This window comes from Bathymodiolus japonicus methanotrophic gill symbiont, from assembly GCF_019721995.1.
In the GTDB taxonomy this organism is placed as follows: Bacteria; Pseudomonadota; Gammaproteobacteria; order Methylococcales; family Methylomonadaceae; genus Methyloprofundus.
On the sequence record NZ_BLYC01000020.1, the window covers coordinates 40,380 to 62,381 of the forward strand.

Sequence of the window (22,002 nt, forward strand, 5' to 3'; positions counted from 1 at the left end):
CAGTTTTTTGTTAAAGACCAGCCGCGCTTTTTAAAGCATCAACTTTATCTGTTTTTTCCCAGCTAAAGGTGGCTTCGGTACGTCCAAAATGACCATACGCTGCAGTCGCCTGATAAATAGGTTTTAATAAATCCAGCATGGCGATCAGCCCTTTAGGTCTTAAATCAAACACATCCCGAATGATTTTCACCAACCGCTCTTCGCTAATGGTGCCCGTGCCAAAAGTTTCCACGCTGATCGATGTAGGCTCAGCCACTCCGATCGCGTATGAAACCTGAATTTCACAGCGCTCTGCCAGTCCTGCGGCAACTAAATTTTTAGCAACATAACGACACATGTACGCGGCTGAACGATCAACTTTTGATGGATCTTTACCTGAAAACGCGCCACCGCCATGTCGCGCCATACCACCATAGGTATCCACAATAATCTTGCGTCCGGTTAAGCCACAGTCGCCGACAGGGCCGCCAATAATAAACTGACCTGTAGGATTGATAAAATATTTTGTACCCGCATGTAGCCATTCTTTCGGCAGAGTGGGCAGAATAATTTCATCCATCACCGCTTCTTCCAGCTGCTTACCGCCCATATCAGGCGAGTGCTGAGTCGACAACACCACCGCATCAATAGCGACTGGCTTGTTATTTTCATAGCGGAAAGTAATCTGGCTCTTTGCATCCGGGCGCAACCACGGCAAAGTGCCATTTTTACGTACTTCTGCCTGGCGCTTTACTAGTAAATGAGAATAAGTAATGGGCGCTGGCATTAGCACATCCGTTTCATTACTCGCATAACCAAACATCAAGCCCTGATCACCCGCTCCTTGTTCATGATCTTCACTATCATCCACACCTTGTGAAATATCAGCAGATTGCTTGCCGATTGCATTAAGTACCGCACAGCTTTCATAATCAAAGCCAATCTCTGAACTGTTATAACCAATTCCCTTAATCACCCCGCGCACTACCTCTTCGGTATCTACCCAGGCATCGGTGGTTATTTCACCGGCAATAATGACCATCCCGGTCTTAACCAGAGTTTCACATGCCACTCGGGACTTTGGATCCTGGGCAAGCAGAGAATCTAAAATTGCATCAGAGATCTGATCTGCAACTTTATCTGGATGGCCTTCCGAGACCGACTCGGAAGTGAAAATATAGTTATTGCTCATTTTATGGTCCTTCTTTAACAAGGGATAAATACGATCCTGAACTCCACACAATAAGTTCAGGTATAAAAAAAGGCCGCAAATGCAGCCTTTCTATGGATGGTGGGCCCTCCCAGACTCGAACTGGGGACCTGCCGATTATGAGTCGGATGCTCTAACCAACTGAGCTAAGGGCCCTAAACTACTAAACTGGAAGAGCCTTATTCTGCATCCAGAAAGCATCTAAGCTGATCTGAACGCGAGGGATGGCGCAACTTACGCAGTGCTTTTGCCTCAATCTGTCTAATGCGCTCACGCGTTACATCAAACTGCTTGCCTACTTCTTCCAGCGTATGATCGGTATTCATATTGATACCAAAGCGCATACACAATACTTTCGACTCACGCGCCGTTAGTCCTGCCAAAACACCTTGTGTCGATTCTTTCAAGCCCTGTATTGTAGCAGACTCTACTGGTGAAAGCATCTTTGAATCTTCAATAAAATCCCCTAAATGCGAGTCTTCATCGTCACCTATCGGCGTTTCCATCGAAATTGGCTCTTTGGCGATTTTTAGCACTTTACGTACCTTATCTTCCGGCATTTCCATTTGCACAGCTAACTCTTCTGGCGTTGCTTCGCGGCCTTTTTCCTGCATAATCTGCCTGGAGATACGATTTAACTTATTAATCGTTTCTATCATATGCACTGGAATACGGATTGTTCTAGCCTGATCCGCTATAGAGCGGGTAATTGCCTGACGTATCCACCAGGTAGCATAGGTGGAAAATTTATAACCTCGGCGGTACTCAAATTTATCTACTGCTTTCATTAAGCCAATATTGCCTTCCTGAATCAAATCCAGAAACTGCAGACCACGATTGGTATATTTTTTTGCAATTGAAATCACCAGCCTTAAGTTGGCTTCAATCATATCTTTTTTGGCACGTCGCGCCTTAGCCTCTCCTATTGACACCCGACGACTAATATCTTTAAGCTCGGTAATGACCATACCGTTGCTATTTTGTATTGCAGTAAAATGCGCCTCAACTCTTTTAATTTCCTTTTCTTTTTCCTTTAATACTCGCGCTATATCTTCATTCTTCTCGGCAAAACGGGAAAGCCATTTTAAATTAGCTTCATTACCAATAAAGTTATCAATAAACTCTTTACGGTTTATTTTTGCCTGCTTAACGCAAAGATCCAGAATATTTCTTTCTTGCTCACGAATATTTTTGGTAATACCCGCAACCATTGCAAGCTGTTTTTTAAAGTAATGAGGAGACCATTTGATTTCTAGAAAGCGCTCTGCTAGCTTATCAAATGCCTGATTGGTTTTTTCATGCTGGTAACCATTCTTTTTCAATGACGCTTCCACTCGCTTATAGGCCAGTTTAATTTCGTCAACTTTTTCCTGCGCTTCTTCTAAAGTCGCACCGGCAGGCTCAGGAACTTCGTCTTCTTTATCGTCTGCTTTTGCATCGGCAGGCGTTGGGGCGACTCTTGAGTCATCATAATCTGGCTCATTCAGGTCGATAAAATCGCTTAATATACCTGTTAAGCGCAAGCCATTTTCTTCGCCTATTGTTGCAAAATCAGCAAACAAGGATTCAACAACAAACCTGGAGCGCGATATAGCACGTATAATCTGGCGCTGACCTTCTTCAATTCTGCGCGCAATTTTTAGCTCTTCAGGCCGGGTTAATAGACCAACCGAGCCCATTTCGCGCATATACATTCTCACTGGATCAGTCGTACGTCCGAATTCACTATCAACAGATGCGAGTGCTGCAACCTCCTCTGCATCATCATCATCGTCATCAGCGGCCACTTCCTCGGATAAATCTTCATCGTCTGGCGCAGACTCATGCACCTTAATGCCCAGGCCATTAATCATGCCGATAATGTCTTCTATTTGCTCTGGATCAACAATTTCACTAGGCAAGTGATCATTAACCTCAGAATAAGTTAAATACCCTTGTGCTTTTCCTTTGGCAATTAATTGTTTAAGTTGGGACTGTTGCTGTTCTTGATTCATTTTTTACTCTTAAAATGCTATATCAAGCTAATGATAATAGAAAATTACTTAGGAGCGTGCACAAAATAACTTCGACAACTTGCTCGTCTTTATGCTCGTCTTCTGCGCTGTAAAAACAGTAGCGTAGCTGGCTATGCGCCTTTTTCTACGCCTTGAATACGAACATAAATCCTGTGCTAATTAGCAAACTTATTCAATGAGCGCTCCTTATTTACGGCTAGCCAACATGTTTAACAACTCCTTTTGCTCATACTCTGCCAATCCTCTTGCCCTCTCCTTTGCGATCAACTCATCTAGGCGATGCTCTCTACCCTGATCAATCAATCGATCGATTGCACCTGAAAACTCGTCATTTATTTCTTCCCCTGAAATAAAAAAATCATGGTTCATCATAATATGTATATACTTCTCTTCGTCCTTCCCTCTAAAGAGCTCCATTAGCCTAGGCAAATTAATATCGGGGTGCTGCTCGATTATTTCAACTATTTTTTTTAGCAAAGCGATACCAGGAAAATTCAGCGCCTGCCAATGTATCTCTTTTTGCTCAACGACTTCAATTAAACCGGGGTTTTGCAGCAATAGTGAAATAGCAATTCGTACCGGAGATAAATTTGTATCTTCCTGTTTTTGCTTATGACTTGCTTGCTTAAGTGTAGTAGGATTTTGAAAAAAATCTAGCTTATCTGTCCTAGATAATGCTTTTAATTTTTCCAGCATCAACTCTTGGAACACGCCATTAGGCAAAATTTGCAAATACGCTTCGGCCTTGTTCACTAGACTTGCCCGACCTTCCATATCATCCAGGCTTAAGCCACGCGCCAAACGCTCAAAAAAGAAATCAGATAAGGCCTGCGCCTCAATCACATCACACTCAAAATCCTCCAGCCCAGATTCTCTGATTAGCGTATCAGGGTCGTTGCCCAAAGGTAATTGCATTATTTTTACCTGCCTACCATCTCTCAGGCAGGGAAATGCAGCTAAAACAGCACGCCAGCTAGCTTCTCTCCCAGCTTTATCGCCATCAAAACAAAACACAATTTCTGAGCTAAAGCGAAATAATAATTCCAGATGTTCTTTTGATGTTGCCGTACCCAGAGTTGCCACCGCAAAACTAATACCAAACTGGCTTAGCGCGATCACATCCATATAGCCTTCAACCACAATAATCCGCTCTGGCTTTGAGTTTCTTGCCAGCAACTCATACAAACCATAAACTTCACGACCTTTATGAAAAACGGCTGTCTCGGGCGAGTTAAGATACTTCGGCAAGGAGTCACCCAGAACCCTGCCACCAAAAGCTATCACACGCCCCCGCCTATCACGAATAGGGAAAACTACGCGTCCGCGAAAACGATCATAAACACCGCCACCGTCTTTGCGTATCACCAGCCCCGCATCAACTAATAGCTGTTCTTTAAACTGCTTTATCAAGGCATCCCAGCTATCCGGCGCAAAGCCTAACTGAAATTCACGTGCCACCTCACCACTTAAACCCCGTGACTTTAGGTAGTCTACCGCCGCTTTAGCTGACTCATTTTCACGTAATTGCTGCATATAAAAACCTGCAACCTGCTCAAGCAGTAGATAAATTTCACCGAGGTTATTTTTCTTTACCAGCGTGCTATGCGACTCTCTCGGCACTTGCACGCCGACAAAATCAGCTAGATCTTCCACAGCCTCAACAAAATCAAGGTGACTGTAATCCATCAAAAAACTGATGGCATTACCACCTGCGCCACAGCCAAAGCAATGATAAAGCTGCTTATTACGGGTTACCGCAAAGCTAGGCGTTTTTTCAGTATGAAAAGGACAACGAGCAACATAACTGCTACCCGATTTTTTCAGCGGCACATAACTATCAATCAGGTCAACAATATCAGTCCTGACCAAAAGGTCATCTATAAAAGATCGAGGAATTCTGCCTGCCATTTAGCTAAGCGCTATGTTGCAAGCATCGCCTTTATTTTAACGCTGACCATAGCCATATCCGCACGACCCTGCATTGCTGGTTTTAAAATCCCCATAACCTTGCCCATATCCTTAATAGAGCTGGCAGAGCTCTCTGCTATAGCTGACTTAATCATATCGCCAATTTCTGCTTCGCTCAAAGCCTGCGGCAAGAACTCCTGTATAATTAGTATTTCTGTTTCTTCCACCTCAGCTAGCTCTTCCCTGCCTGCATCGCGATATTGTCTGATTGACTCGCGGCGCTGCTTAAGCATTTTATCGAGCACCGCAATCACTTGCGGGTCGTCTAAAACAATACGCTCATCCACTTGCTTTTGTTTGATCGCCGCCTGCATCAAACGGATAGTGGCCAGGCGAACTTTCTCCCGGCTTCTCATCGCTTGCTTCATTTCGTCTTTAAGACGATCCTGCATAGTCGTCATCTGCGTTTACAGCTGTGGACGGCCGCGACGTAGGTTTTTCAACGCATAACGCTCGCGCGACAATTTTTTAAGGTGACGCTTTACCGCTGCTGCAGCTTTACGTTTGCGCTCTGCGGTTGGTTTTTCATAAAACTCACGACGACGCACTTCAGACAGAACGCCTGCTTTTTCACAAGAACGCTTAAAACGACGTAGCGCGATATCAAATGGTTCGTTTTCTTTAACTTTAATTGCGGGCATAAATTATTCCAGTTTGCTAAAATTCTTAAGTCATTGGGCTAATGGACGCTTACACATGTCAACTAGCGAACCGTCAATTATAGCAGTAATTTTTTTAAAATCAAAAATCAATGTATATTTTAGGGATTGAAACCTCTTGCGATGAAACCGGCGTAGCACTATACCATAGTGATAAAGGCCTGATACAGCACAGCTTATATAGTCAGATAGCGATGCATAATGAATATGGCGGCATAGTCCCAGAACTTGCATCACGCGATCATATTCTTAAATTGATCCCACTGATCGACGAATGTCTGCAACGTAGCCAGCTAACTAAATCCGCCATTCATGGCGTTGCCTACACCGCAGGTCCTGGGTTAATCGGTGCGCTGCTGGTCGGAGCAGCGACCGCCAAGAGTCTCGCCTGGTCACTGGGCATCCCGGCGATAGGTGTACATCACATGGAAGGCCATTTGCTTGCGCCTATGCTAGAAGCGCAACCACCAGAATTCCCCTTTGTTGCCCTGCTGGTCTCAGGCGGACATACGCTGCTGGTGGAAGTCAAAGATATTGGCCACTATCAACTGCTAGGCGAGTCGCTTGATGACGCAGCAGGCGAAGCCTTTGATAAGGCTGCCAAAATGCTCGGCCTTGCCTATCCTGGTGGTCCACTACTCGCAAAGCTTGCCGAGCAAGGCCAGGCAGCCCGATTTAAATTCCCCCGCCCGATGACCGATCGCCCCGGACTGGATTTCAGCTTTAGCGGACTAAAAACCTATACCATGAATACGCTAAATCAAACCGAAAAGACACCGCAAGACAAAGCTGATGTTGCGTATGCCTTTCAACAAGCAACAGCTGAAACACTGGCTATTAAATGCAAACGTGCGCTAAAACAAACTGGACTAAAGCGCCTCGTGGTCGCGGGAGGTGTTAGCGCCAATACCCGAATTAGACAGACGTTAACCACAATGACTGACAAAGAAGGAGCTGAAATATTTTTCCCCAGAGCTGAATTCTGCACTGATAATGGCGCCATGATTGCTTATGCTGGCTGTCAGCACTTACTTGCCGGACAACAAGAATCTTTAAGTATTAGCGCCCGGCCACGCTGGCCAATTGATGAGCTCTATGCCTAACTGGCTTTCCGGACAAGACCCCAGCGTAATGAAACAACACCTTTAAGGCAGCTTGACGGAATAAAGCTACCAAGATTGCGAAGAATTTTTGATTCTGGCCAAACTATCTCAAGAGGAGCATAGTCATTCTACGTAACGATTGAGATCGTTTGCTCAGGAGCAAAAAGGCAAGTAAGGTTGGTCGTTGTTTTTCGTTAGACTACCTAAGACTTTCATAGCGAGGATACCTGGCAAGCACTAACTCTCCTCACCTGCCAATAGACGCTGAATATTAGTTTTATGTCGCCAGATTAAAATAATAGCTATTAATGCTGCAACATATACCAATGCTTGCATACCCATAATTAAATACACATACAGAGGCGCCAGAACTGCAGCAACTAAAGCAGATAATGACGAAATCTTAAATAGCTTATAAACCGTGATCCAGGTAAAAAACACGGCAAGACCAACCATCCAGTTTGCACCCAACAGCACACCAAAAGAAGTCGCAACCCCTTTACCACCAGCAAAACCAAAAAAAACCGGATATAAATGTCCCAAAAAAGCAGCCAGGACCACTGCGGATAAAATAACTGAGCCTACACCCAAAATCTGTGCGCATAAAACCGGGATTAGACCCTTAAGCATATCGCCTAACAAGGTAATGGCTGCCGCTTTTTTGCCGCCTAAGCGCATGACATTAGTTGCCCCAGGATTTCCAGAGCCTTCCGCACGCGGGTCAGGCAAGCCCAAAACCTGGCATACGATAATCGCACTGGATATAGAGCCTAATAAATACGCAGCAGGAACTAAAAGCCATTCAATCATTTTTCTATCCTATTTTTAAAATCATCTGAAGTTTCCCAATTATTGAGTAGCTGAAATACACAATGCTGGTGTATCGAGGTTTATTTTAGGAGGTTTTGCCATGTTTATAGCAAACCCCTACTTAATTCCCCTTAGGCAATAGCATTTGAAACGAATGAAAAGACTGTTTTTTTCATATAGTTGTAGCATAGTTTCAATTTTACCATAAATAATTATTGGGAAACTTCAGTAAAATCATCAGTTCACTACACTATATAACAGGGCTATTTCCCTACGACAATTATCTCTAGCTGAAGTTTCTTAGAAATTCATCAAGCAACCATTCGCAATAAAACGGCTACCACCGAATTTACAGGGGAGCTGCTGTATTTGGGGCAAACCCTCTCAAAATCCGGATCCAAAGCCGCTTCGGCAATGATGCGGCGGATATCTGAAAAGGCGAAACTGGCTCGCCCCTCCACTTTCTGCCGACGTTCCGGATCGGTTTTTAAACGATCCGCGTAAATCCACGTCAGCGTTGTTGCCATCATACAGAAGTTCAAATGGCTGGTCACTGCCTGCGCATTTCGACACTGACTTTTCTGACTCCCTATGTCTTGCTTGAGCGCTTTGAACCCGGATTCGATTTTCCACCGCGCACCATAATACTCAATAATCTGTGTGACGGATAAACTTAGATCGGTCGTAAACAAAGCAATCCACTGTGTGCGACGAAACCCCCAGACAACCTGAACGGGTCGTTTCAATGTTTTCAGCATGACAACGCGACTATAAGCCCTGACTTCACGCTGTTTTCCATAGAGATTCACGGTATACGATCGGGCCTTTTGTTGTACTGTTTTTGCCATGTCTGTGGCTGACCCCAGACGCTGCCCGTACTTTTTATTCCGCCCCCTCTTGGTCTGGAAAGGAACGACATCACCTCTTATCGTGGCGGTTTCTTTTTTTGCCTGAATTGTTTTTAAGGGGAGATAAAATCGGAAATCTAAAAATAAGCACGCCCAGCGACCTTTGACCTATTTCATCAACCCTACCGATACAATGTTTTGTGCCCATGGATATTTGCTTTGATTCGATTTGGCCGCGTGGTCAAAAATGGCTTCACAGCCGAAGATATTTTTGCCCACTTTAGTGATAATGGAGTCATCCAGTGCAACCAATATGCGCCCATCTGTTTCAGGAGACGGAATCAGCTCCCAGATAGTTTTCCACAGCCCAGCCCACGGCAAAGTTGAAGAAGCCATGAAAGTGTAAAAGCGCTTATTCTTGATCTCAAACCCAAACAACGTATCAAGGCAACGCCAAAGATTAGATGTCATCGACGACGTAAAGGGAACGATAATAAACAGGATCGTGTAAACAAACAGAGAGGCTCGTTCGCGGCCTAAAGTGGTTTTGGAAAAATGATCTTGAAGCGGAAGTAAAGTATCGCGTAAAATGAACATGAATGAGGCCGGTTTGTTTGTATAATCAATGTGTTAGAAACTTTCATTATACAGTAAAACTAGGCCTAATTCACGATTAACCTGTTGTTTTTAAAAAGAATTCAAGGCTTTTAGTCAACGGAACGCTATTAATATTAGCAATATCTAATATTCCAGAAAAATAAGCATTAGCTGATATTCTTATACTTTAAAAACTAGGAAACTTCAGTACAATTATTACTACGCCTTGAATACCAACAAAAATCGTAACTACTCAGCGAAACTGAGTAGTTCAATGAAACTATAAAGCAAACTCAGGCAACTTTCCTTCAAAAACCAGCGTCATTGCCTGAGTTGCACTTAGACCTTGTTTACGGCACGTTGATAAATACCCTCGGACACGACAAAATATCTCGGCGCCCTTGGTACTACGAAAACAGCCCGATATTTTCTGATGAACCTTGGTCATCCGAATCGAATTTTCTGCGGCATTATTGGTAAACGGTACGCAGGCCTGTGTCATGAAGCGTAACACAGGTTCTGTCGCAATAATTATCAAAATAGATATACAGAAAGGAATGAAGCAATGGCAAGAGCCTATCTATCTGGGGCTTATACTATGATTGAAGTAGGCTTAAATTTTAAAGTTCACTATATGACAGTCAGCAGAGCAGTAAAAAATATGAAAAATTCATATCGTAGGAAGGTTTGAATTCCTTCATAAGCCGACCACCCCCTGAGCTATAGACTTTCAGAAAGTTAATTTCCGAACAAACAAAAACGACAGAGGGGAAACTGGCTTATAATTTTCGTCCCAACACTAACGGAAACAGTCAAAAATGGTATCCCTCACTTTTTCAAAGTCAATTGTAGACCGACTAAAAAAAAATATGGCGACAGCTCTCAAGCTAAGTAATATTTGTTTATATCGATTAACTCAAGCTCTACTCTGGTTCAGTGAATGCATGGGAATCAAAGAAATAGCACGCCTAATGGGAGTCTGTGAAAAAACCATTATAAATTGGCTGAAAACATTCATGCATAAAGGTGTCGGTTGGTTAATAGGGCAACACTATCAAGGACGTGGTCGGAAGTCAAAGTTAACTAAAGACCAGAAAAATAAATTGGTTGAGTTGATAAAGAAAGGCCCAGAAGACAATGGATTTCATTGTGGAATATGGAATACTGCGATGATTGCCGAGCTTATTTGGTTAAAATTTGAAGTTCGTTATAACTTGAACTATTTATCAAGCCTAATGAAAAAACTGGGCTTCAGTTATCAAAAAGCTCGTTTTGTGACTGATCGCCAAGAAGAAGAAAAGTACGAGCTTGAAAGAAAAACGTGGCTGGAAGAAACATTGCCTGCCATTATGGAAAAGGCGGTAGAAGAAAAGAGTGTCGTTTTATTCGGTGATGAGGTGTCATTTGCTATGTGGGGTTCATTGGCACGAACCTGGGCTCCAATAGGAGAGCAACCCACAGTGAAAACATCAGGGATTCGAAAAGGGTTGAAAATGTTTGGTACGATCGAACTCGAAGGAGGGAGTTTTCAATACCGAGAATCATTGGCTTATGAGATAAAACCAAAGTCACTTAGACTTTTAAAAGAAGCTGGGCTGCCTCAAGAATTTTTAGCTATTCTTAAAAGCTTAAAAAATGAGAAATATCCAACACAGAAGCTTTTTATGGAAGCGATATATTCTATTGCCGACAACGTCTTAATCGAGAGTTATAAGCCAATGATATTACAACACGCTGAAACATCTGGGCGTTTTAATGGTGAAAGCTATGTTGAGTTTTTAACACAATTGCTGGCTTATTATAAAGGCAAGATTATTCTAATTGAAGATGGTGCCCCGTATCATGGAAGCGGTGTTATTAAGGAATTTAAGTTAGCTAATGTAGATCGTTTGACAGTAGAACGTCTCCCTGCGTTCTCGCCGGATTTTAATCCGATTGAGAAATTATGGAAAAATACGAAACGCGATTCGACTCATATGAAGTATTTTAAAACTTTTGAAGATCTTCATGATTCAGTTGTGCAAACTTTTAACACTTATATGCATGATGCCAGTAAAGTGATTTGTGTTATGCAAAAATTGCGGGAAGATTTCGTTGTTACCGCCTAAGTTTAAGCGCTCCAAATTTGGAAATTATTTATCTGAGAAACTATATACTAGATTTCTTTAATCCTAAAAACATGAACTTACTATTTTTAATTATTATTTTTACTGCCTTAGGTGGTGTCTTAAGCGTCTTGGCAGCCTCTGTATTTTTATTATTATCTGATAATATGCGCGCTAAAGTATTACCCCACGGCGTGAGCTTTGCCACCGGTGCCTTGCTAGCTGTTGCCTTTTGGGGCTTGATCCCTCATGCCTTTGAAGAAGTCGGTGCTGAGCAGATACAGTCCTTATCAGGCTTTATTATGCTGGGTTTGTTAATGTTTTTTATTCTGGAAAAACTACTCATTTGGCGACATTGCCATTCAGGCAACTGTGAAGTACATGGAGAGTTTGATGAACACGATCATGGACATGCGCATAGCTCACACAAGTCAGCCGGCACGATGATTATTATCGGTGATGGCATCCATAACTTTGTTGACGGAGTGCTGATTGCTGCTGCATTTTTAACCGATGTACAATTGGGCATTGTTACCAGTCTAGCGGTAGCTGCTCATGAGATACCGCAGGAAGTCGGTGATTTTGCTATTTTATTACATAGCGGATACTCTAAAGCTAAAGCCCTACTTTACAATATTCTGGCTAGCTTAACTACCATCATCGGAGGTGTTTTAGCCTATTACAGCCTGGATGGTTTGCAGGATAGCCTACCTTATTTTCTTGCACTGGCATCTTCAAGCTTCATATATATTGCAGTCGCCGACCTGATTCCAACCCTGCATAAAAAAACCGACATTAAGTCTTCCCTCCAACAAATTACTTTAATTCTCTCTGGCGTAGGATTGATTATGTTGTTGCATGGTGTTGCCCACGATATTCATCTCTGAGGAATATTGAACCTAAAAACATCAGTTAAGATTCAAGGGGGACAGAGTTCAATACCGCTACCAGTGAGGAATCAAGCAAATGAATAATAAGGACTTATAGTAAATCAAAGTTAAGCTTTAACTCCATAATGGATATATAGTTTCTCAGATAAATAATTTCCAAATTTGGAGCGCTTAAACTTAGGCGGTAACAACGAAATCTTCCCGCAATTTTTGCATAACACAAATCACTTTACTGGCATCATGCATATAAGTGTTAAAAGTTTGCACAACTGAATCATGAAGATCTTCAAAAGTTTTAAAATACTTCATATGAGTCGAATCGCGTTTCGTATTTTTCCATAATTTCTCAATCGGATTAAAATCCGGCGAGAACGCAGGGAGACGTTCTACTGTCAAACGATCTACATTAGCTAACTTAAATTCCTTAATAACACCGCTTCCATGATACGGGGCACCATCTTCAATTAGAATAATCTTGCCTTTATAATAAGCCAGCAATTGTGTTAAAAACTCAACATAGCTTTCACCATTAAAACGCCCAGATGTTTCAGCGTGTTGTAATATCATTGGCTTATAACTCTCGATTAAGACGTTGTCGGCAATAGAATATATCGCTTCCATAAAAAGCTTCTGTGTTGGATATTTCTCATTTTTTAAGCTTTTAAGAATAGCTAAAAATTCTTGAGGCAGCCCAGCTTCTTTTAAAAGTCTAAGTGACTTTGGTTTTATCTCATAAGCCAATGATTCTCGGTATTGAAAACTCCCTCCTTCGAGTTCGATCGTACCAAACATTTTCAACCCTTTTCGAATCCCTGATGTTTTCACTGTGGGTTGCTCTCCTATTGGAGCCCAGGTTCGTGCCAATGAACCCCACATAGCAAATGACACCTCATCACCGAATAAAACGACACTCTTTTCTTCTACCGCCTTTTCCATAATGGCAGGCAATGTTTCTTCCAGCCACGTTTTTCTTTCAAGCTCGTACTTTTCTTCTTCTTGGCGATCAGTCACAAAACGAGCTTTTTGATAACTGAAGCCCAGTTTTTTCATTAGGCTTGATAAATAGTTCAAGTTATAACGAACTTCAAATTTTAACCAAATAAGCTCGGCAATCATCGCAGTATTCCATATTCCACAATGAAATCCATTGTCTTCTGGGCCTTTCTTTATCAACTCAACCAATCTATTTTTCTGGTCTTTAGTTAACTTTGACTTCCGACCACGTCCTTGATAGTGTTGCCCTATTAACCAACCGACACCTTTATGCATGAATGTTTTCAGCCAATTTATAATGGTTTTTTCACACGCTGAAAATCAGGGAAACGTAGCCTAAGCGAAGTGATGATTTTTAGTCCGCGATAGCCGTAGGGCCGTTGTTTTGTCGGAGTCTGAGCGTTAGCGAAGGTGGAGACAAAATAAAAGGCCATTCGACACGGCGTCAAGTCATTTGGAGCCTATGTTCCGACCCCTTGTTGGGTCGGGACGAGGTGACGAGGACGAATCGGGGCCGCCGGAGGCATAAGTGGTCGCGTTAAGTTTTTGCTGCTTGCTTGGGCTGGGATGCCCAAAACAAGCTTTCGCAAAAATAGCGACTCCCCGAGATAGCTGGTTTGGCAACAATGGCCCATGGAAGCCTGTTTACAAAGCTATCGGAAGCCGGTTTAATATTCTCTCTAGGTTAAGGTGCAATAATGTACTGTACGATCGTCCAGAAAAAAGAAAACCCAAGCAGAGGGGGCGGAATAAAAAGTACGGGCAGCGTCTGAGGTCAGCCACAGACATGGCAAAAACAGTACAACAAAAGGCCGATCGTATACCGTGAATCTCTATGGAAAACAGCGTGAAGTCAGGGCTTATAGTCGCGTTGTCATGCTGAAAACATTGAAACGACCCGTTCAGGTTGTCTGGGTGTTTCGTCGCACACAGTGGATTGCTTTGTTTACGACCGATCTAAGTTTATCCGTCACACAGATTATTGAGTATTATGGTGCGCGATGGAAAATCGAATCCGGGCTCAAAGAGCTCAAGCAAGACATAGGGAGTCAGAAAAGTCAGTGTCGAAATGCGCAGGCAGTGACCAACCATTTGAACTTCTGTATGATGGCAACAACGCTGACGTGGATTTACGCGGATCGTTTAAAAACCGATCCGGAACGTCGGCACAAAGTGAAGGGGCGAGCCAGTTTCGCCTTTTCAGATATCCGCCGCATCATTGCCGAAGCGGCTTTGGATCCGGATTTTGAAAGGGTTTGCCCCAAATACAGCAGCTCCCCTGTAAATTCGGTGGTAGCCGTTTTATTGCGAATGGTTCCTTGATGAATTTCTAAGAAACTTCAGTTAAAAAATTTTTAGACGATTAAGCCTCCGTTTACAAATTAGATCTTTTAAAAATACCTTTTTTCAACTCAATGACCTTCCTTTTAAAGGGCTATTACCTGATAGATTAATTGAGGCTATTCATCATTCCGGGGATGTTCTTAGCACAGTTTTCACTCCCTTAGTGACACTGAGAGCCTTTTTGTTTCAGGTGCTATGCTCTCAGAGGGCTTGTAAAGAAGCGGTTGCACATATATTGATAGAACGAATCATGCCTATCCGGCTGACACAGGTTAAGGGTTTAAAGTATAGCCAGACAAATGCCAGGTTACCCTCAAACTTTGCTAGAGTTTCAACATCTTTTTCCTGATGAGGCAGCTTGGTATCAAACGTTACGACACCGCGTTCCTTATGCTACACAAGCTACGTCCAGCGATGGTTCGAGGTGGACGAAACCTTCATTGGTGGTGCAACACAGGGAGAGGGGCGTGGGAAACACCACAAAACGCTTGTTGCAGGCGCGCCATGCTACCTCACGAAATTCCGGGACTCCTGTCGCCATAATTCGTTCACCTACGCAGCGGATGGGAGATGCCCTGAGCGCCCTGCGTCCGCAACGACTACGCACAAAAGCCGCTTCGTCATTACTTCCTCACTGGCTGGACGGCTATTCGGAATGCAATTCTTGCTCCTCTCGCGTGCTGCTAGCACACGTCGAATCAGCGAATTGCCCTGTCGCCTATCAGGGACTAAAAATCACCACTTCGCTAAGCTCCGTTTCCATGATTTTCAGCGTCGGCATGGTAGAAATCCTTCTACGTAAAAAGCACTTGGCTCTGACCCTAATTTACCGTCTGGTCAGCGTCCACAACACCGCGGAGGACATGGGCGCAGTTTTATTGAAGGCAGTATATGTTTTTTTAACTAAAAAGCCAACAACAAGTGAGTTCAAACTAGCTAGGCCTTCCAGACCATAGTTGCCATTCGCCCGGTCAGACCATCGCGCCGATAGGAAAAAAACCGCTCAGACTCTCGCACCGTACAATATTGGCCGCCATAAATCTGCTGGATGCCGGCATTGTTTAACAGTATCCGTGCAAGCTGATAAATATCGGCTAAATATTTACCATCGGCATGATCTGTAAAGGCGGCTGTAAATTGCCCGGATTTATTGATAAAAGCATTGCGCACATCATCACCCACCTCAAAACTTTGCGCGCTGATGGCTGGCCCTAACCATGCCATAAATTCACCGCCCGGCATTTTACACAGCGTTCTTCCAATTATGCCATTTAAAAGTCCTCGCCAGCCGCCATGAATCGCGGCGATACTTGTTCTTTGCAGGCCACACAATAAGATAGGCAGGCAGTCAGCAGTCAGTACGGTGCAAACGATATTACTTTGCATGGTATAACTGGCATCGGCTTCTGGAATTCCCGTTACCTGATCTGCACAGACAGCTTGAATACTATGCGTTTGTCGCAACCAGACGTGCTCAGCCGGCAGCGACAGCATGGCGTTGATCTTTTGCCGGTTGGCTAAAACATGTTGCACCTTATCATTAACATGGTCTGCCGGGTTTAAGCTGCTAAACTCCCCCTGACTGATACCGCCTGTTCTTAATGTAGTGACTGCATTAATATTAGCCGGAGCTGGCCAATCAGCTGTGATCCAGTGTGTCATTAACTCGGAGCGCGCTTAATAATTCCTGCATATCATCGGGTACGGGTAACTGCCATTCGCAATACTCACCCGTACGCGGATGAATTAAACCCAGTTTTTCAGCATGTAAGGCCTGATGCTTAAAATTGCGCAGTACTTTTTCTAATTCAGTACCACAGTCTTTGGGCATTTGAAATCGGCCACTGTACATTGGGTCGCCCACTAGGGGCAGGCGCAAATGAGCCATATGAACCCTGATCTGATGGGTACGCCCGGTTTCCAGTTTGACCTGTATTAAGGTATTGCGTAAAAACCGCTCTAGCACCCGGTAGTGCGTTATTGCAGGCTTGCCATTATCCCGCACGGCAAATTTTTTACGGTCACTAGGATGCCGGCCTATAGGCTCATCAAGTGTTCCGCCGCCGGTCATGCGGCCTATGGTAATGGCCAGATATTCACGATGAATTGTTCTTGCTTGCAACTGTTCAACCAGGCTGTGATGCGCGGCTAGGGTCTTGGCAACCATTAATAAGCCGCTGGTGTCTTTATCTATACGATGCACGATACCAGAGCGCGGGATAGTAACTGCATCTGGCAAGTGGAACAATAAGGCATTCTGTAATGTACCGCTCCAGTTGCCTGCGCCAGGATGTACAACAAAACCAGCGGGCTTATTTACGATTAAGATATCATCATCTTCGTAAATAATATCCAGAGGAATGTTTTCTGCCAGATATTCAGTCACTTCTTCGGCTTCAGCATCGAGTATCAGCTCTTCTCCACCGACCAGGCGATCTTTTGCCTTTAGCTGCTCGGCATCAACGGTGACGCGCCCGGCTTTAATCCAGGACTGTAATTTATTTCGAGAATAGTCAGGGAAAATTTCCACCAGAATCTGGTCTAATCGCTTGCCTGCTAATTCTAAAGGGACTTCGGCTGTTAATATCGCCATATAATAATTCTTTCCTAATTTTGTACTTATCTACACCAAATTCTTTTACAATAATGCTTATTTTTTAAAACGCAGTAAATCTTACAACGTGTTGTTGCAACTATGCCATCATTTTTCCATAAATTAGCATTTATCCTTTGTTTATCTCTGCTTCTACAGGCGTGCAGTTTTTTTACTAATGAAACAAAAGAAGATGAATATGTCGGTTGGACAGTAGAGCAATTTATTGCTGCAAGTAAGCTAGAGCTTGAAAATGAGAATTATAAAAAAGCAATTGTCACTCTAGAGCAGCTTGACTCGCGTTATCCATTTGGCGCACATTCAGCGCAAACACAGTTAAATCTGACTTTTGCTTATTATAAAAATGGTGATGCCGAAGCGGCACTAGCATCTGCCGATCGCTTTATTAAAACGCATCCGCGTCATCCGGATGTTGATTATGCTTACTATTTAAAGGCGCTAGTTAATTTTAACCGCGAGCTGGGCTTTATTGATCGCTATATTCCCTCAGATGCAACCCAGCGCGATTCATTATTTACCCAGACATCTTATCTGAATTTTGAAGAACTCTTACGTCGCTTTCCGTATAGTCAATATGCCCCCGATGTAAAGCAACGCATGGTGTACCTGAAAAATGCACTGGCCAGACATGAGTTGCATGTTGCGCGTTTCTATATGGGCCGCGAGGCCTATGTTGCTGCGGCAAATCGAACTAACTATATTTTACAGCATTATCAGGGTACGCCGGCAGTTCCTTATGCGCTGGAAATTCAGATTAAGGCCTATAAAATTTTAGTACTTCATGGCCTTGCCGATGAGAGCACAGAAATTTATACCTATAATTACCCTGACGGTCCTGTGCTCCCTGAAGCAGATTCCAGCGATGTTGTTGTCGTCCCTTTTATCTGGAGCATTTTTGCGTTCGATAGATAACTTAAATCTTTAATCAATTTTACTATGTATTTTCGTCAAATTTTCTTGATTTCCTGTTTGAGTGCGATTGCTGCAAGTGTCGGCTTTAGTATTTATCAATGGTACCTGGTCAATCCGATCATTTTTTCTGCTGAACTGTATGAGATAGCCGAGCCGATAGATTCAGGTATGCTAGAGCAGCTTGAACCCTGGGAGCCAGAGGATGGTATTGAGCGCAGTGTGTATACTCTGCTGGCGAATTTCCTGATGGCGCTGGCCTACAGCCTAATACTCGCTAGCGCCATGGTTTTCCGTGGCTCCAGTTCGACATTAAAAGGAATTGCCTGGGGGATGGCGGCTTATTTATCGGTGTTTGTTGCCCCTGGCTTAGGCTTGCCACCTGAAATTCCGGGTATGGACGCTGCAGAGTTAGCACAGCGCCAGAACTGGTGGCTGCTGACAGTCAGCCTCACTGTAATTGGCCTGGCGGTGCTTGCATTTAGTTCGCGATACTATAAAGGCGCGGGGCTGATACTGATAATATTGCCGCATTTAATCGGTGCTCCGACAGCTGAAATTCATAGCTTTAATCACCCAGACCCAGGTACGATAGCGGTCTTAACCGAGTTATGGCACCAGTTTGTTCTGCAAACCAGTATCGCCAATGCTTTACTATGGTTTATAATCGGTGCTAGCACCGGCTTTTTAAACCACAAATTTATTGATGCTGTGCCGTCCTTACAATCTTCAAAATTTACTAAGGCTTAGATATGCATACTAATAACTCTGCTTCACTGGAACATAGCGCTCCAGTTGTTGCTACAAAGAGTCTGCAGCTGTTTGCTGCGGCAGCTCTTGGACTTGTTATTCTATTTAGCGTGGGATTTGCGCCTATGGATATAGCGCATAATGCTGCACATGATACCCGCCATAGCGTTGCATTTCCCTGTCATTAATGTAGAGCGGACTTCAGCAGGCGCGCCATGCTACCTCACGAAATTCCGGGACTCCTGTCGCCATAATTCGTTCACCTACGCAGCGGATAGGAGATGCCCTGAACGCCCTGCGTCCGCAACGACTACGCACAAAAGCCGCTTCGTCATTACTACCTCACTGGCTGGACGGCTATTCGGAATGCAATTCTTGCTCCTCTCGCGTGCTGCTAGCACACGTCGAATCAGCGAATTGCCCTGTCGCCTATCAGGGACTAAAAATCACCACTTCGCTAAGCTCCGTTTCCATGATTTTCAGCGTCCGCTATAATTGCGCGCCAGCAATTAAGACTTAATCGTATAGAGTCGGAATAGGCTGGCGCTTATGTTGCGTATGCTGAAAGGTCTGAATGATTAATCGACTTACGTTTTCAACAACCGGCTTCCCTTCCAGAAAATCATCCAGCTGATCATAACTTAATCCCAGTGCATGTTCATCGGTTTTACCTGGCGCCAGATCCTCAAGGTCTGCAGTAGGTGCTTTTGTTATCAATAGTTCAGGGGCACCCAAAGTTTTAGCGAGTAATCTTACCTGACGTTTATTCAAGCCAAACAACGGCGCGAGGTCACAAGCACCATCGCCCCATTTAGTAAAAAACCCCGTGATATTTTCAGCCGAATGATCGGTGCCAATAACTAGCGCGTCTACTAAGCAAGCTATCTCATACTGAGCAATCATGCGAGCGCGGGCCTTGACATTGCCTTTACTAAAATCCAGTTTTTCAGCGGATGCGATCTGCAGTCCTGTAGCATTTATTGCCCGACATGTTTCTGCGTGAATAGTATCAACACCAGCATGCACATTTATTGTCATATTTTGCCCAGGTTGAATAAATTCTATGGCCAGTTGCGCATCACTTTCATCGGCTTGAATATTGTAAGGCAGGCGTACTGCGATAAACTGGTATTCACTACTATGTGCTTCTTTATTTAACTGTTCAATCGCTAATTGTGCCAGGCGGCCACAAGTTGCTGAATCTATGCCGCCGCTGATACCTAATAATAATTTTTTCAGGCCGGAGCTTTTCAGTTGCTGCTTGATAAAATCAATACGTCGCTGAACTTCAAACTCAGGCTCTATCTGCGGAAGCACTTTCATTTCTTCTATGATGTCTTTTTGATTCATGGGGTCTATTAACGAGGCTAGTGGGTCTGGTAGCTTGGAAGCGTTATTATATTTTACGATTAATTGTATCTGAGTTAGCGGGCATAAGTGCTAAAATATTCATCAGTGTTCCCATTGAAAGAAGAAGTACCTAAACAAAGCAGCCTATAACCTACCTGAAGGTAGCACCACTCGAATATTTCCATATTTTTGATTTTAATCACTTATAACAGCAAATAGACACTCTGTAGGCACCGTAAAAAAACAACAAATAATTTCAAATAAAGCTTGCAATTGCCGAAAAAGGTTTTCTAAAAATTTCCGTTTTAATCACCTCATAAACGGATATCACCCATGCTTAAAGACCTACCACCGCTGAAAATCCTGGAAACGGAGCTTTAGCGAAGTGAAGATTTTTAGTCCGCGATAGCCGTAGGGCCGTTGTTTTGTCGGAGTCTGAGCGTTAGCGAAGGTGGAGACAAAATAAAAGGCCATCCGACACGGCGTCAAGTCATTTGGAGCCTATGTTCCGACCCCTTGTTGGGTCGGGACGAGGTGACGAGGACGAATCGGGGCCGCCGGAGGCATAAGTGGTCGCGTTAAGTTTTTGCTGCTTGCTTGGGCTGGGATGCCCAAAACAAGCTTTCGCAAAAATAGCGACTCCCCGATCTCTGAACATATTCACCAACACTGCAATGAAAGTATGGAACGTGCCCTGTTAGCAGAGCGTCATCCTTTGTGGGCTCGTTCATGCCCAGAGTTGAAGGATATCGACTTTATTCGCCTTGGGTTATTACGCTGTATCAGTGTAGTCGATAGTGGTCGCCATTTCCTCCAAACCAATGAACAGATTTATGGCCAGCTGCTTCCCCACTCAACGTATTTTAAATCACTGAAGTCGCATAGACGAACAAGTATGCTTGAGGCATTTGAACAGCAGAGCTATCATCTTCACGCTGAAACACTGCTATCGCAAGGCATTGATTATCTTAAAGCATTCCCAGAACTTGACGAATACACCATAGAAGCAGCGGATGGACATTTTATTGATCATGCCTGCCATACTGAAAAAAACAGCAAGGGGAAAGTTTATGCGGCCGGGGGGATTTACGCGTTGAATCTCAGAAGTGGGTTGCTCAGATTTCTTTGTCTGGTGACAAACGGAACTCAGAGGCATCAAGAAATACCTGTGTTACGAGATCATATTGAAAAGCAAAACAAGGGAAATAACAGCTCTCAGAAACATCTCTATGTCTACGATAAAGCCGTCACCGACTTTGTCTGGTGGGATCGGCAGAAACGACATGCTAATTGCATGATTTCAATGCTAAAAGAGAATTCAATTGCGACTCTGGTTGAGTCTATCCCTTTTGACTCCCGCCATGAGATCAATACAGGGGTTGAAGCATACAGTGTGTACGAAAACAAGGGCATCAAATTTAACGTGGTGGATTACCGTGATCCAGAAACCGGAAAACTTCACCGGTTTGTGACAACCTTGCCAATGACTATTAACCCTGGAACCATTGCCATGCTGTATTTCAAGCGATGGACGCAGGCGCGCCATGCTACCTCACGAAATTCCGGGACTCCTGTCGCCATAATTCGTTCACCTACGCAGCGGATGTGAGATGCCCTGAGCGCCCTGCGTCCGCAACGACTACGCACAAAAGCCGCTTCGTCATTACTACCTCACTGGCTGGACGGCTATTCGGAATGCAATTCTTGCTCCTCTCGCGTGCTGCTAGCACACGTCGAATCAGCGAATTGCCCTGTCGCCTATCAGGGACTAAAAATCACCACTTCGCTAAGCTACGTTTCCATGATTTTCAGCGATTGAAAAGACATTCAATAACACTAAAAGTAATTTCAAGGAAAC

At 43.8% G+C, this 22,002-nt stretch carries 23 protein-coding genes, 1 tRNA gene and 5 pseudogenes; 12 read left to right on the top strand and 17 right to left on the bottom strand.

The annotated features are described in order from the left end of the window. Positions 1–10: 10 nt before the first annotated feature. The 6 genes from metK to rpsU all read right to left on the bottom strand — a co-directional run bounded on the left by metK (position 11) and on the right by rpsU (position 5,813). Complete coding sequence (gene metK / locus K6984_RS20260) at positions 11–1,171, bottom strand: methionine adenosyltransferase (protein ID WP_221897181.1); 1,161 nt, start codon at positions 1,169–1,171, stop codon at positions 11–13. Between the two features lie 97 nt (positions 1,172–1,268). Beyond that, a tRNA-Ile gene (locus tag K6984_RS20265) sits at positions 1,269–1,345 on the bottom strand. A 23-nt stretch (positions 1,346–1,368) separates the two neighbouring features. Continuing rightward, on the bottom strand, positions 1,369–3,183 hold the full coding sequence (rpoD, locus tag K6984_RS20270) for an RNA polymerase sigma factor RpoD (RefSeq protein ID WP_221897161.1): 1,815 nt from the start codon (positions 3,181–3,183) through the stop codon (positions 1,369–1,371). 207 nt (positions 3,184–3,390) lie between these two features. Next, a complete protein-coding gene (gene dnaG / locus K6984_RS20275; RefSeq protein ID WP_221897162.1) occupies positions 3,391–5,112 on the bottom strand; it encodes a DNA primase in 1,722 nt (573 codons plus the stop codon). 11 nt (positions 5,113–5,123) lie between these two features. Then, entirely contained in the window at positions 5,124–5,573 is a 450-nt protein-coding gene (locus tag K6984_RS20280; RefSeq protein WP_221897163.1) for a GatB/YqeY domain-containing protein, read from the bottom strand. Positions 5,574–5,579: 6 nt separating this feature from the next. Next, positions 5,580–5,813, bottom strand: a complete 234-nt coding sequence (gene rpsU, locus K6984_RS20285; RefSeq protein WP_087868295.1) for a 30S ribosomal protein S21 — start codon at positions 5,811–5,813, stop codon at positions 5,580–5,582. A gap of 110 nt (positions 5,814–5,923) precedes the next feature. Here rpsU and tsaD point away from each other — a divergent pair, with 110 nt between their 5' ends. Beyond that, positions 5,924–6,934 (top strand): tRNA (adenosine(37)-N6)-threonylcarbamoyltransferase complex transferase subunit TsaD, encoded by a 1,011-nt coding sequence (gene tsaD, locus K6984_RS20290; RefSeq protein ID WP_221897164.1) that lies wholly within the window; start codon positions 5,924–5,926, stop codon positions 6,932–6,934. Positions 6,935–7,171: 237 nt separating this feature from the next. Here the strand turns inward: tsaD and plsY are convergent, their stop codons facing one another. From plsY to K6984_RS20305, 3 genes and pseudogenes are all read right to left on the bottom strand, one after another. Beyond that, positions 7,172–7,744 (bottom strand): glycerol-3-phosphate 1-O-acyltransferase PlsY, encoded by a 573-nt coding sequence (gene plsY, locus K6984_RS20295; RefSeq protein ID WP_221897165.1) that lies wholly within the window; start codon positions 7,742–7,744, stop codon positions 7,172–7,174. A gap of 311 nt (positions 7,745–8,055) precedes the next feature. After that, positions 8,056–9,189 (bottom strand): annotated as a pseudogene (locus K6984_RS36950) (transposase). Positions 9,190–9,469: 280 nt separating this feature from the next. Then, positions 9,470–9,703, bottom strand: a pseudogene (locus K6984_RS20305) (IS66 family transposase); the annotation flags it as partial. Between the two features lie 18 nt (positions 9,704–9,721). Between K6984_RS20305 and K6984_RS36410 the strand changes: the two are divergent. The 3 genes and pseudogenes from K6984_RS36410 to K6984_RS20315 form a co-directional block, all read left to right on the top strand. Continuing rightward, positions 9,722–9,880: pseudogene (locus K6984_RS36410) on the top strand (addiction module toxin RelE); the annotation flags it as partial. Between the two features lie 127 nt (positions 9,881–10,007). Further along, positions 10,008–11,297: an IS630 family transposase gene (locus tag K6984_RS20310; protein WP_221894715.1), complete on the top strand. Its 1,290-nt coding sequence runs from the start codon at positions 10,008–10,010 to the stop codon at positions 11,295–11,297. 71 nt (positions 11,298–11,368) lie between these two features. Then, positions 11,369–12,181: a ZIP family metal transporter gene (locus tag K6984_RS20315; protein ID WP_221897182.1), complete on the top strand. Its 813-nt coding sequence runs from the start codon at positions 11,369–11,371 to the stop codon at positions 12,179–12,181. A 180-nt stretch (positions 12,182–12,361) separates the two neighbouring features. Here the strand turns inward: K6984_RS20315 and K6984_RS20320 are convergent, their stop codons facing one another. From K6984_RS20320 to K6984_RS34320, 3 genes are read right to left on the bottom strand one after another with little or no spacing between them, the layout of a single operon-like run. Further along, positions 12,362–13,453, bottom strand: a complete 1,092-nt coding sequence (locus tag K6984_RS20320; protein ID WP_221895641.1) for a transposase — start codon at positions 13,451–13,453, stop codon at positions 12,362–12,364. A gap of 17 nt (positions 13,454–13,470) precedes the next feature. Then, complete coding sequence (locus tag K6984_RS20325; RefSeq protein ID WP_221897166.1) at positions 13,471–13,611, bottom strand: hypothetical protein; 141 nt, start codon at positions 13,609–13,611, stop codon at positions 13,471–13,473. A 27-nt stretch (positions 13,612–13,638) separates the two neighbouring features. After that, positions 13,639–13,767 carry a hypothetical protein gene (locus K6984_RS34320; protein WP_263458596.1) on the bottom strand — a complete coding sequence of 43 codons (129 nt, stop codon included), beginning with the start codon at positions 13,765–13,767 and terminating at the stop codon, positions 13,639–13,641. Between the two features lie 17 nt (positions 13,768–13,784). On the opposite strand from K6984_RS34320, the pseudogene K6984_RS20335 reads away from it, so the two are divergent. From K6984_RS20335 to K6984_RS20345, 3 genes and pseudogenes are all read left to right on the top strand, one after another. Further along, positions 13,785–14,500: pseudogene (locus K6984_RS20335) on the top strand (IS701 family transposase); the annotation flags it as partial. Between the two features lie 372 nt (positions 14,501–14,872). Next, positions 14,873–15,023: pseudogene (locus tag K6984_RS31470) on the top strand (IS1595 family transposase); the annotation flags it as partial. 61 nt (positions 15,024–15,084) lie between these two features. Further along, the gene (locus K6984_RS20345) at positions 15,085–15,477 is read left to right on the top strand and encodes a hypothetical protein (RefSeq protein WP_221897170.1); all 393 of its coding nucleotides are present in this window, start codon (positions 15,085–15,087) and stop codon (positions 15,475–15,477) included. On the opposite strand, the gene pgeF is transcribed toward K6984_RS20345, so the two are convergent. Together pgeF and rluD are read right to left on the bottom strand one after the other, a co-directional pair. Further along, a complete protein-coding gene (gene pgeF, locus K6984_RS20350) occupies positions 15,458–16,183 on the bottom strand; it encodes a peptidoglycan editing factor PgeF (RefSeq protein ID WP_221897171.1) in 726 nt (241 codons plus the stop codon). The two genes, K6984_RS20345 and pgeF, sit on opposite strands and share 20 nt — an antisense overlap. Then, positions 16,161–17,114: a 23S rRNA pseudouridine(1911/1915/1917) synthase RluD gene (rluD, locus tag K6984_RS20355; RefSeq protein ID WP_221897172.1), complete on the bottom strand. Its 954-nt coding sequence runs from the start codon at positions 17,112–17,114 to the stop codon at positions 16,161–16,163. Before rluD ends, pgeF begins: the two co-directional genes overlap by 23 nt. A gap of 102 nt (positions 17,115–17,216) precedes the next feature. On the opposite strand from rluD, the gene K6984_RS20360 reads away from it, so the two are divergent. The 4 genes from K6984_RS20360 to K6984_RS34325 all read left to right on the top strand — a co-directional run bounded on the left by K6984_RS20360 (position 17,217) and on the right by K6984_RS34325 (position 19,314). Beyond that, a complete protein-coding gene (locus tag K6984_RS20360; protein WP_221897173.1) occupies positions 17,217–18,047 on the top strand; it encodes an outer membrane protein assembly factor BamD in 831 nt (276 codons plus the stop codon). Positions 18,048–18,071: 24 nt separating this feature from the next. Then, positions 18,072–18,794: a CbtA family protein gene (locus K6984_RS20365; protein WP_221897174.1), complete on the top strand. Its 723-nt coding sequence runs from the start codon at positions 18,072–18,074 to the stop codon at positions 18,792–18,794. Positions 18,795–18,796: 2 nt separating this feature from the next. Next, a complete protein-coding gene (locus tag K6984_RS20370) occupies positions 18,797–18,982 on the top strand; it encodes a CbtB domain-containing protein (protein WP_221897175.1) in 186 nt (61 codons plus the stop codon). 200 nt (positions 18,983–19,182) lie between these two features. Further along, entirely contained in the window at positions 19,183–19,314 is a 132-nt protein-coding gene (locus K6984_RS34325) for a hypothetical protein (RefSeq protein ID WP_263458816.1), read from the top strand. Here K6984_RS34325 and nadE read toward each other — a convergent pair. The 3 genes from nadE to K6984_RS34335 all read right to left on the bottom strand — a co-directional run bounded on the left by nadE (position 19,311) and on the right by K6984_RS34335 (position 20,774). Beyond that, complete coding sequence (gene nadE, locus K6984_RS20375; protein ID WP_221897176.1) at positions 19,311–20,144, bottom strand: ammonia-dependent NAD(+) synthetase; 834 nt, start codon at positions 20,142–20,144, stop codon at positions 19,311–19,313. The genes K6984_RS34325 and nadE overlap by 4 nt on opposite strands. Positions 20,145–20,489: 345 nt before the next feature. After that, positions 20,490–20,618: a hypothetical protein gene (locus tag K6984_RS34330; RefSeq protein ID WP_263458677.1), complete on the bottom strand. Its 129-nt coding sequence runs from the start codon at positions 20,616–20,618 to the stop codon at positions 20,490–20,492. 27 nt (positions 20,619–20,645) lie between these two features. Then, positions 20,646–20,774, bottom strand: coding sequence for a hypothetical protein (locus tag K6984_RS34335; RefSeq protein WP_263458596.1), 129 nt, complete (start codon positions 20,772–20,774; stop codon positions 20,646–20,648). Between K6984_RS34335 and K6984_RS20380 the strand changes: the two genes are divergently transcribed. Next, positions 20,752–21,753, top strand: coding sequence for a hypothetical protein (locus tag K6984_RS20380; RefSeq protein WP_221897177.1), 1,002 nt, complete (start codon positions 20,752–20,754; stop codon positions 21,751–21,753). The genes K6984_RS34335 and K6984_RS20380 overlap by 23 nt on opposite strands. Positions 21,754–22,002: the final 249 nt, after the last annotated feature.

Bases quoted from the DNA above. Each gene is read 5' to 3' on its own strand.
- K6984_RS20380 (WP_221897177.1), top strand. From the start codon at position 20,752: ATGCCCAAAACAAGCTTTCGCAAAAATAGCGACTCCCCGATCTCTGAA.
- rpsU (WP_087868295.1), bottom strand. From the start codon at position 5,813: ATGCCCGCAATTAAAGTTAAAGAAAACGAACCATTTGATATCGCGCTA.
- K6984_RS20325 (WP_221897166.1), bottom strand. From the start codon at position 13,611: ATGGCCTTTTATTTTGTCTCCACCTTCGCTAACGCTCAGACTCCGACA.
- nadE (WP_221897176.1), bottom strand. From the start codon at position 20,144: ATGAATCAAAAAGACATCATAGAAGAAATGAAAGTGCTTCCGCAGATA.
- K6984_RS20345 (WP_221897170.1), top strand. From the start codon at position 15,085: ATGGGAGATGCCCTGAGCGCCCTGCGTCCGCAACGACTACGCACAAAA.
- K6984_RS20370 (WP_221897175.1), top strand. From the start codon at position 18,797: ATGCATACTAATAACTCTGCTTCACTGGAACATAGCGCTCCAGTTGTT.
- tsaD (WP_221897164.1), top strand. From the start codon at position 5,924: ATGTATATTTTAGGGATTGAAACCTCTTGCGATGAAACCGGCGTAGCA.
- K6984_RS20365 (WP_221897174.1), top strand. From the start codon at position 18,072: ATGTATTTTCGTCAAATTTTCTTGATTTCCTGTTTGAGTGCGATTGCT.
- rluD (WP_221897172.1), bottom strand. From the start codon at position 17,114: ATGGCGATATTAACAGCCGAAGTCCCTTTAGAATTAGCAGGCAAGCGA.
- K6984_RS20315 (WP_221897182.1), top strand. From the start codon at position 11,369: ATGAACTTACTATTTTTAATTATTATTTTTACTGCCTTAGGTGGTGTC.
- metK (WP_221897181.1), bottom strand. From the start codon at position 1,171: ATGAGCAATAACTATATTTTCACTTCCGAGTCGGTCTCGGAAGGCCAT.
- K6984_RS20320 (WP_221895641.1), bottom strand. From the start codon at position 13,453: ATGCATAAAGGTGTCGGTTGGTTAATAGGGCAACACTATCAAGGACGT.
- K6984_RS20310 (WP_221894715.1), top strand. From the start codon at position 10,008: ATGGTATCCCTCACTTTTTCAAAGTCAATTGTAGACCGACTAAAAAAA.
- K6984_RS34330 (WP_263458677.1), bottom strand. From the start codon at position 20,618: ATGGCCTTTTATTTTGTCTCCACCTTCGCTAACGCTCAGACTCCGACA.
- K6984_RS20280 (WP_221897163.1), bottom strand. From the start codon at position 5,573: ATGACGACTATGCAGGATCGTCTTAAAGACGAAATGAAGCAAGCGATG.
- plsY (WP_221897165.1), bottom strand. From the start codon at position 7,744: ATGATTGAATGGCTTTTAGTTCCTGCTGCGTATTTATTAGGCTCTATA.
- pgeF (WP_221897171.1), bottom strand. From the start codon at position 16,183: ATGACACACTGGATCACAGCTGATTGGCCAGCTCCGGCTAATATTAAT.
- K6984_RS20360 (WP_221897173.1), top strand. From the start codon at position 17,217: ATGCCATCATTTTTCCATAAATTAGCATTTATCCTTTGTTTATCTCTG.
- rpoD (WP_221897161.1), bottom strand. From the start codon at position 3,183: ATGAATCAAGAACAGCAACAGTCCCAACTTAAACAATTAATTGCCAAA.
- dnaG (WP_221897162.1), bottom strand. From the start codon at position 5,112: ATGGCAGGCAGAATTCCTCGATCTTTTATAGATGACCTTTTGGTCAGG.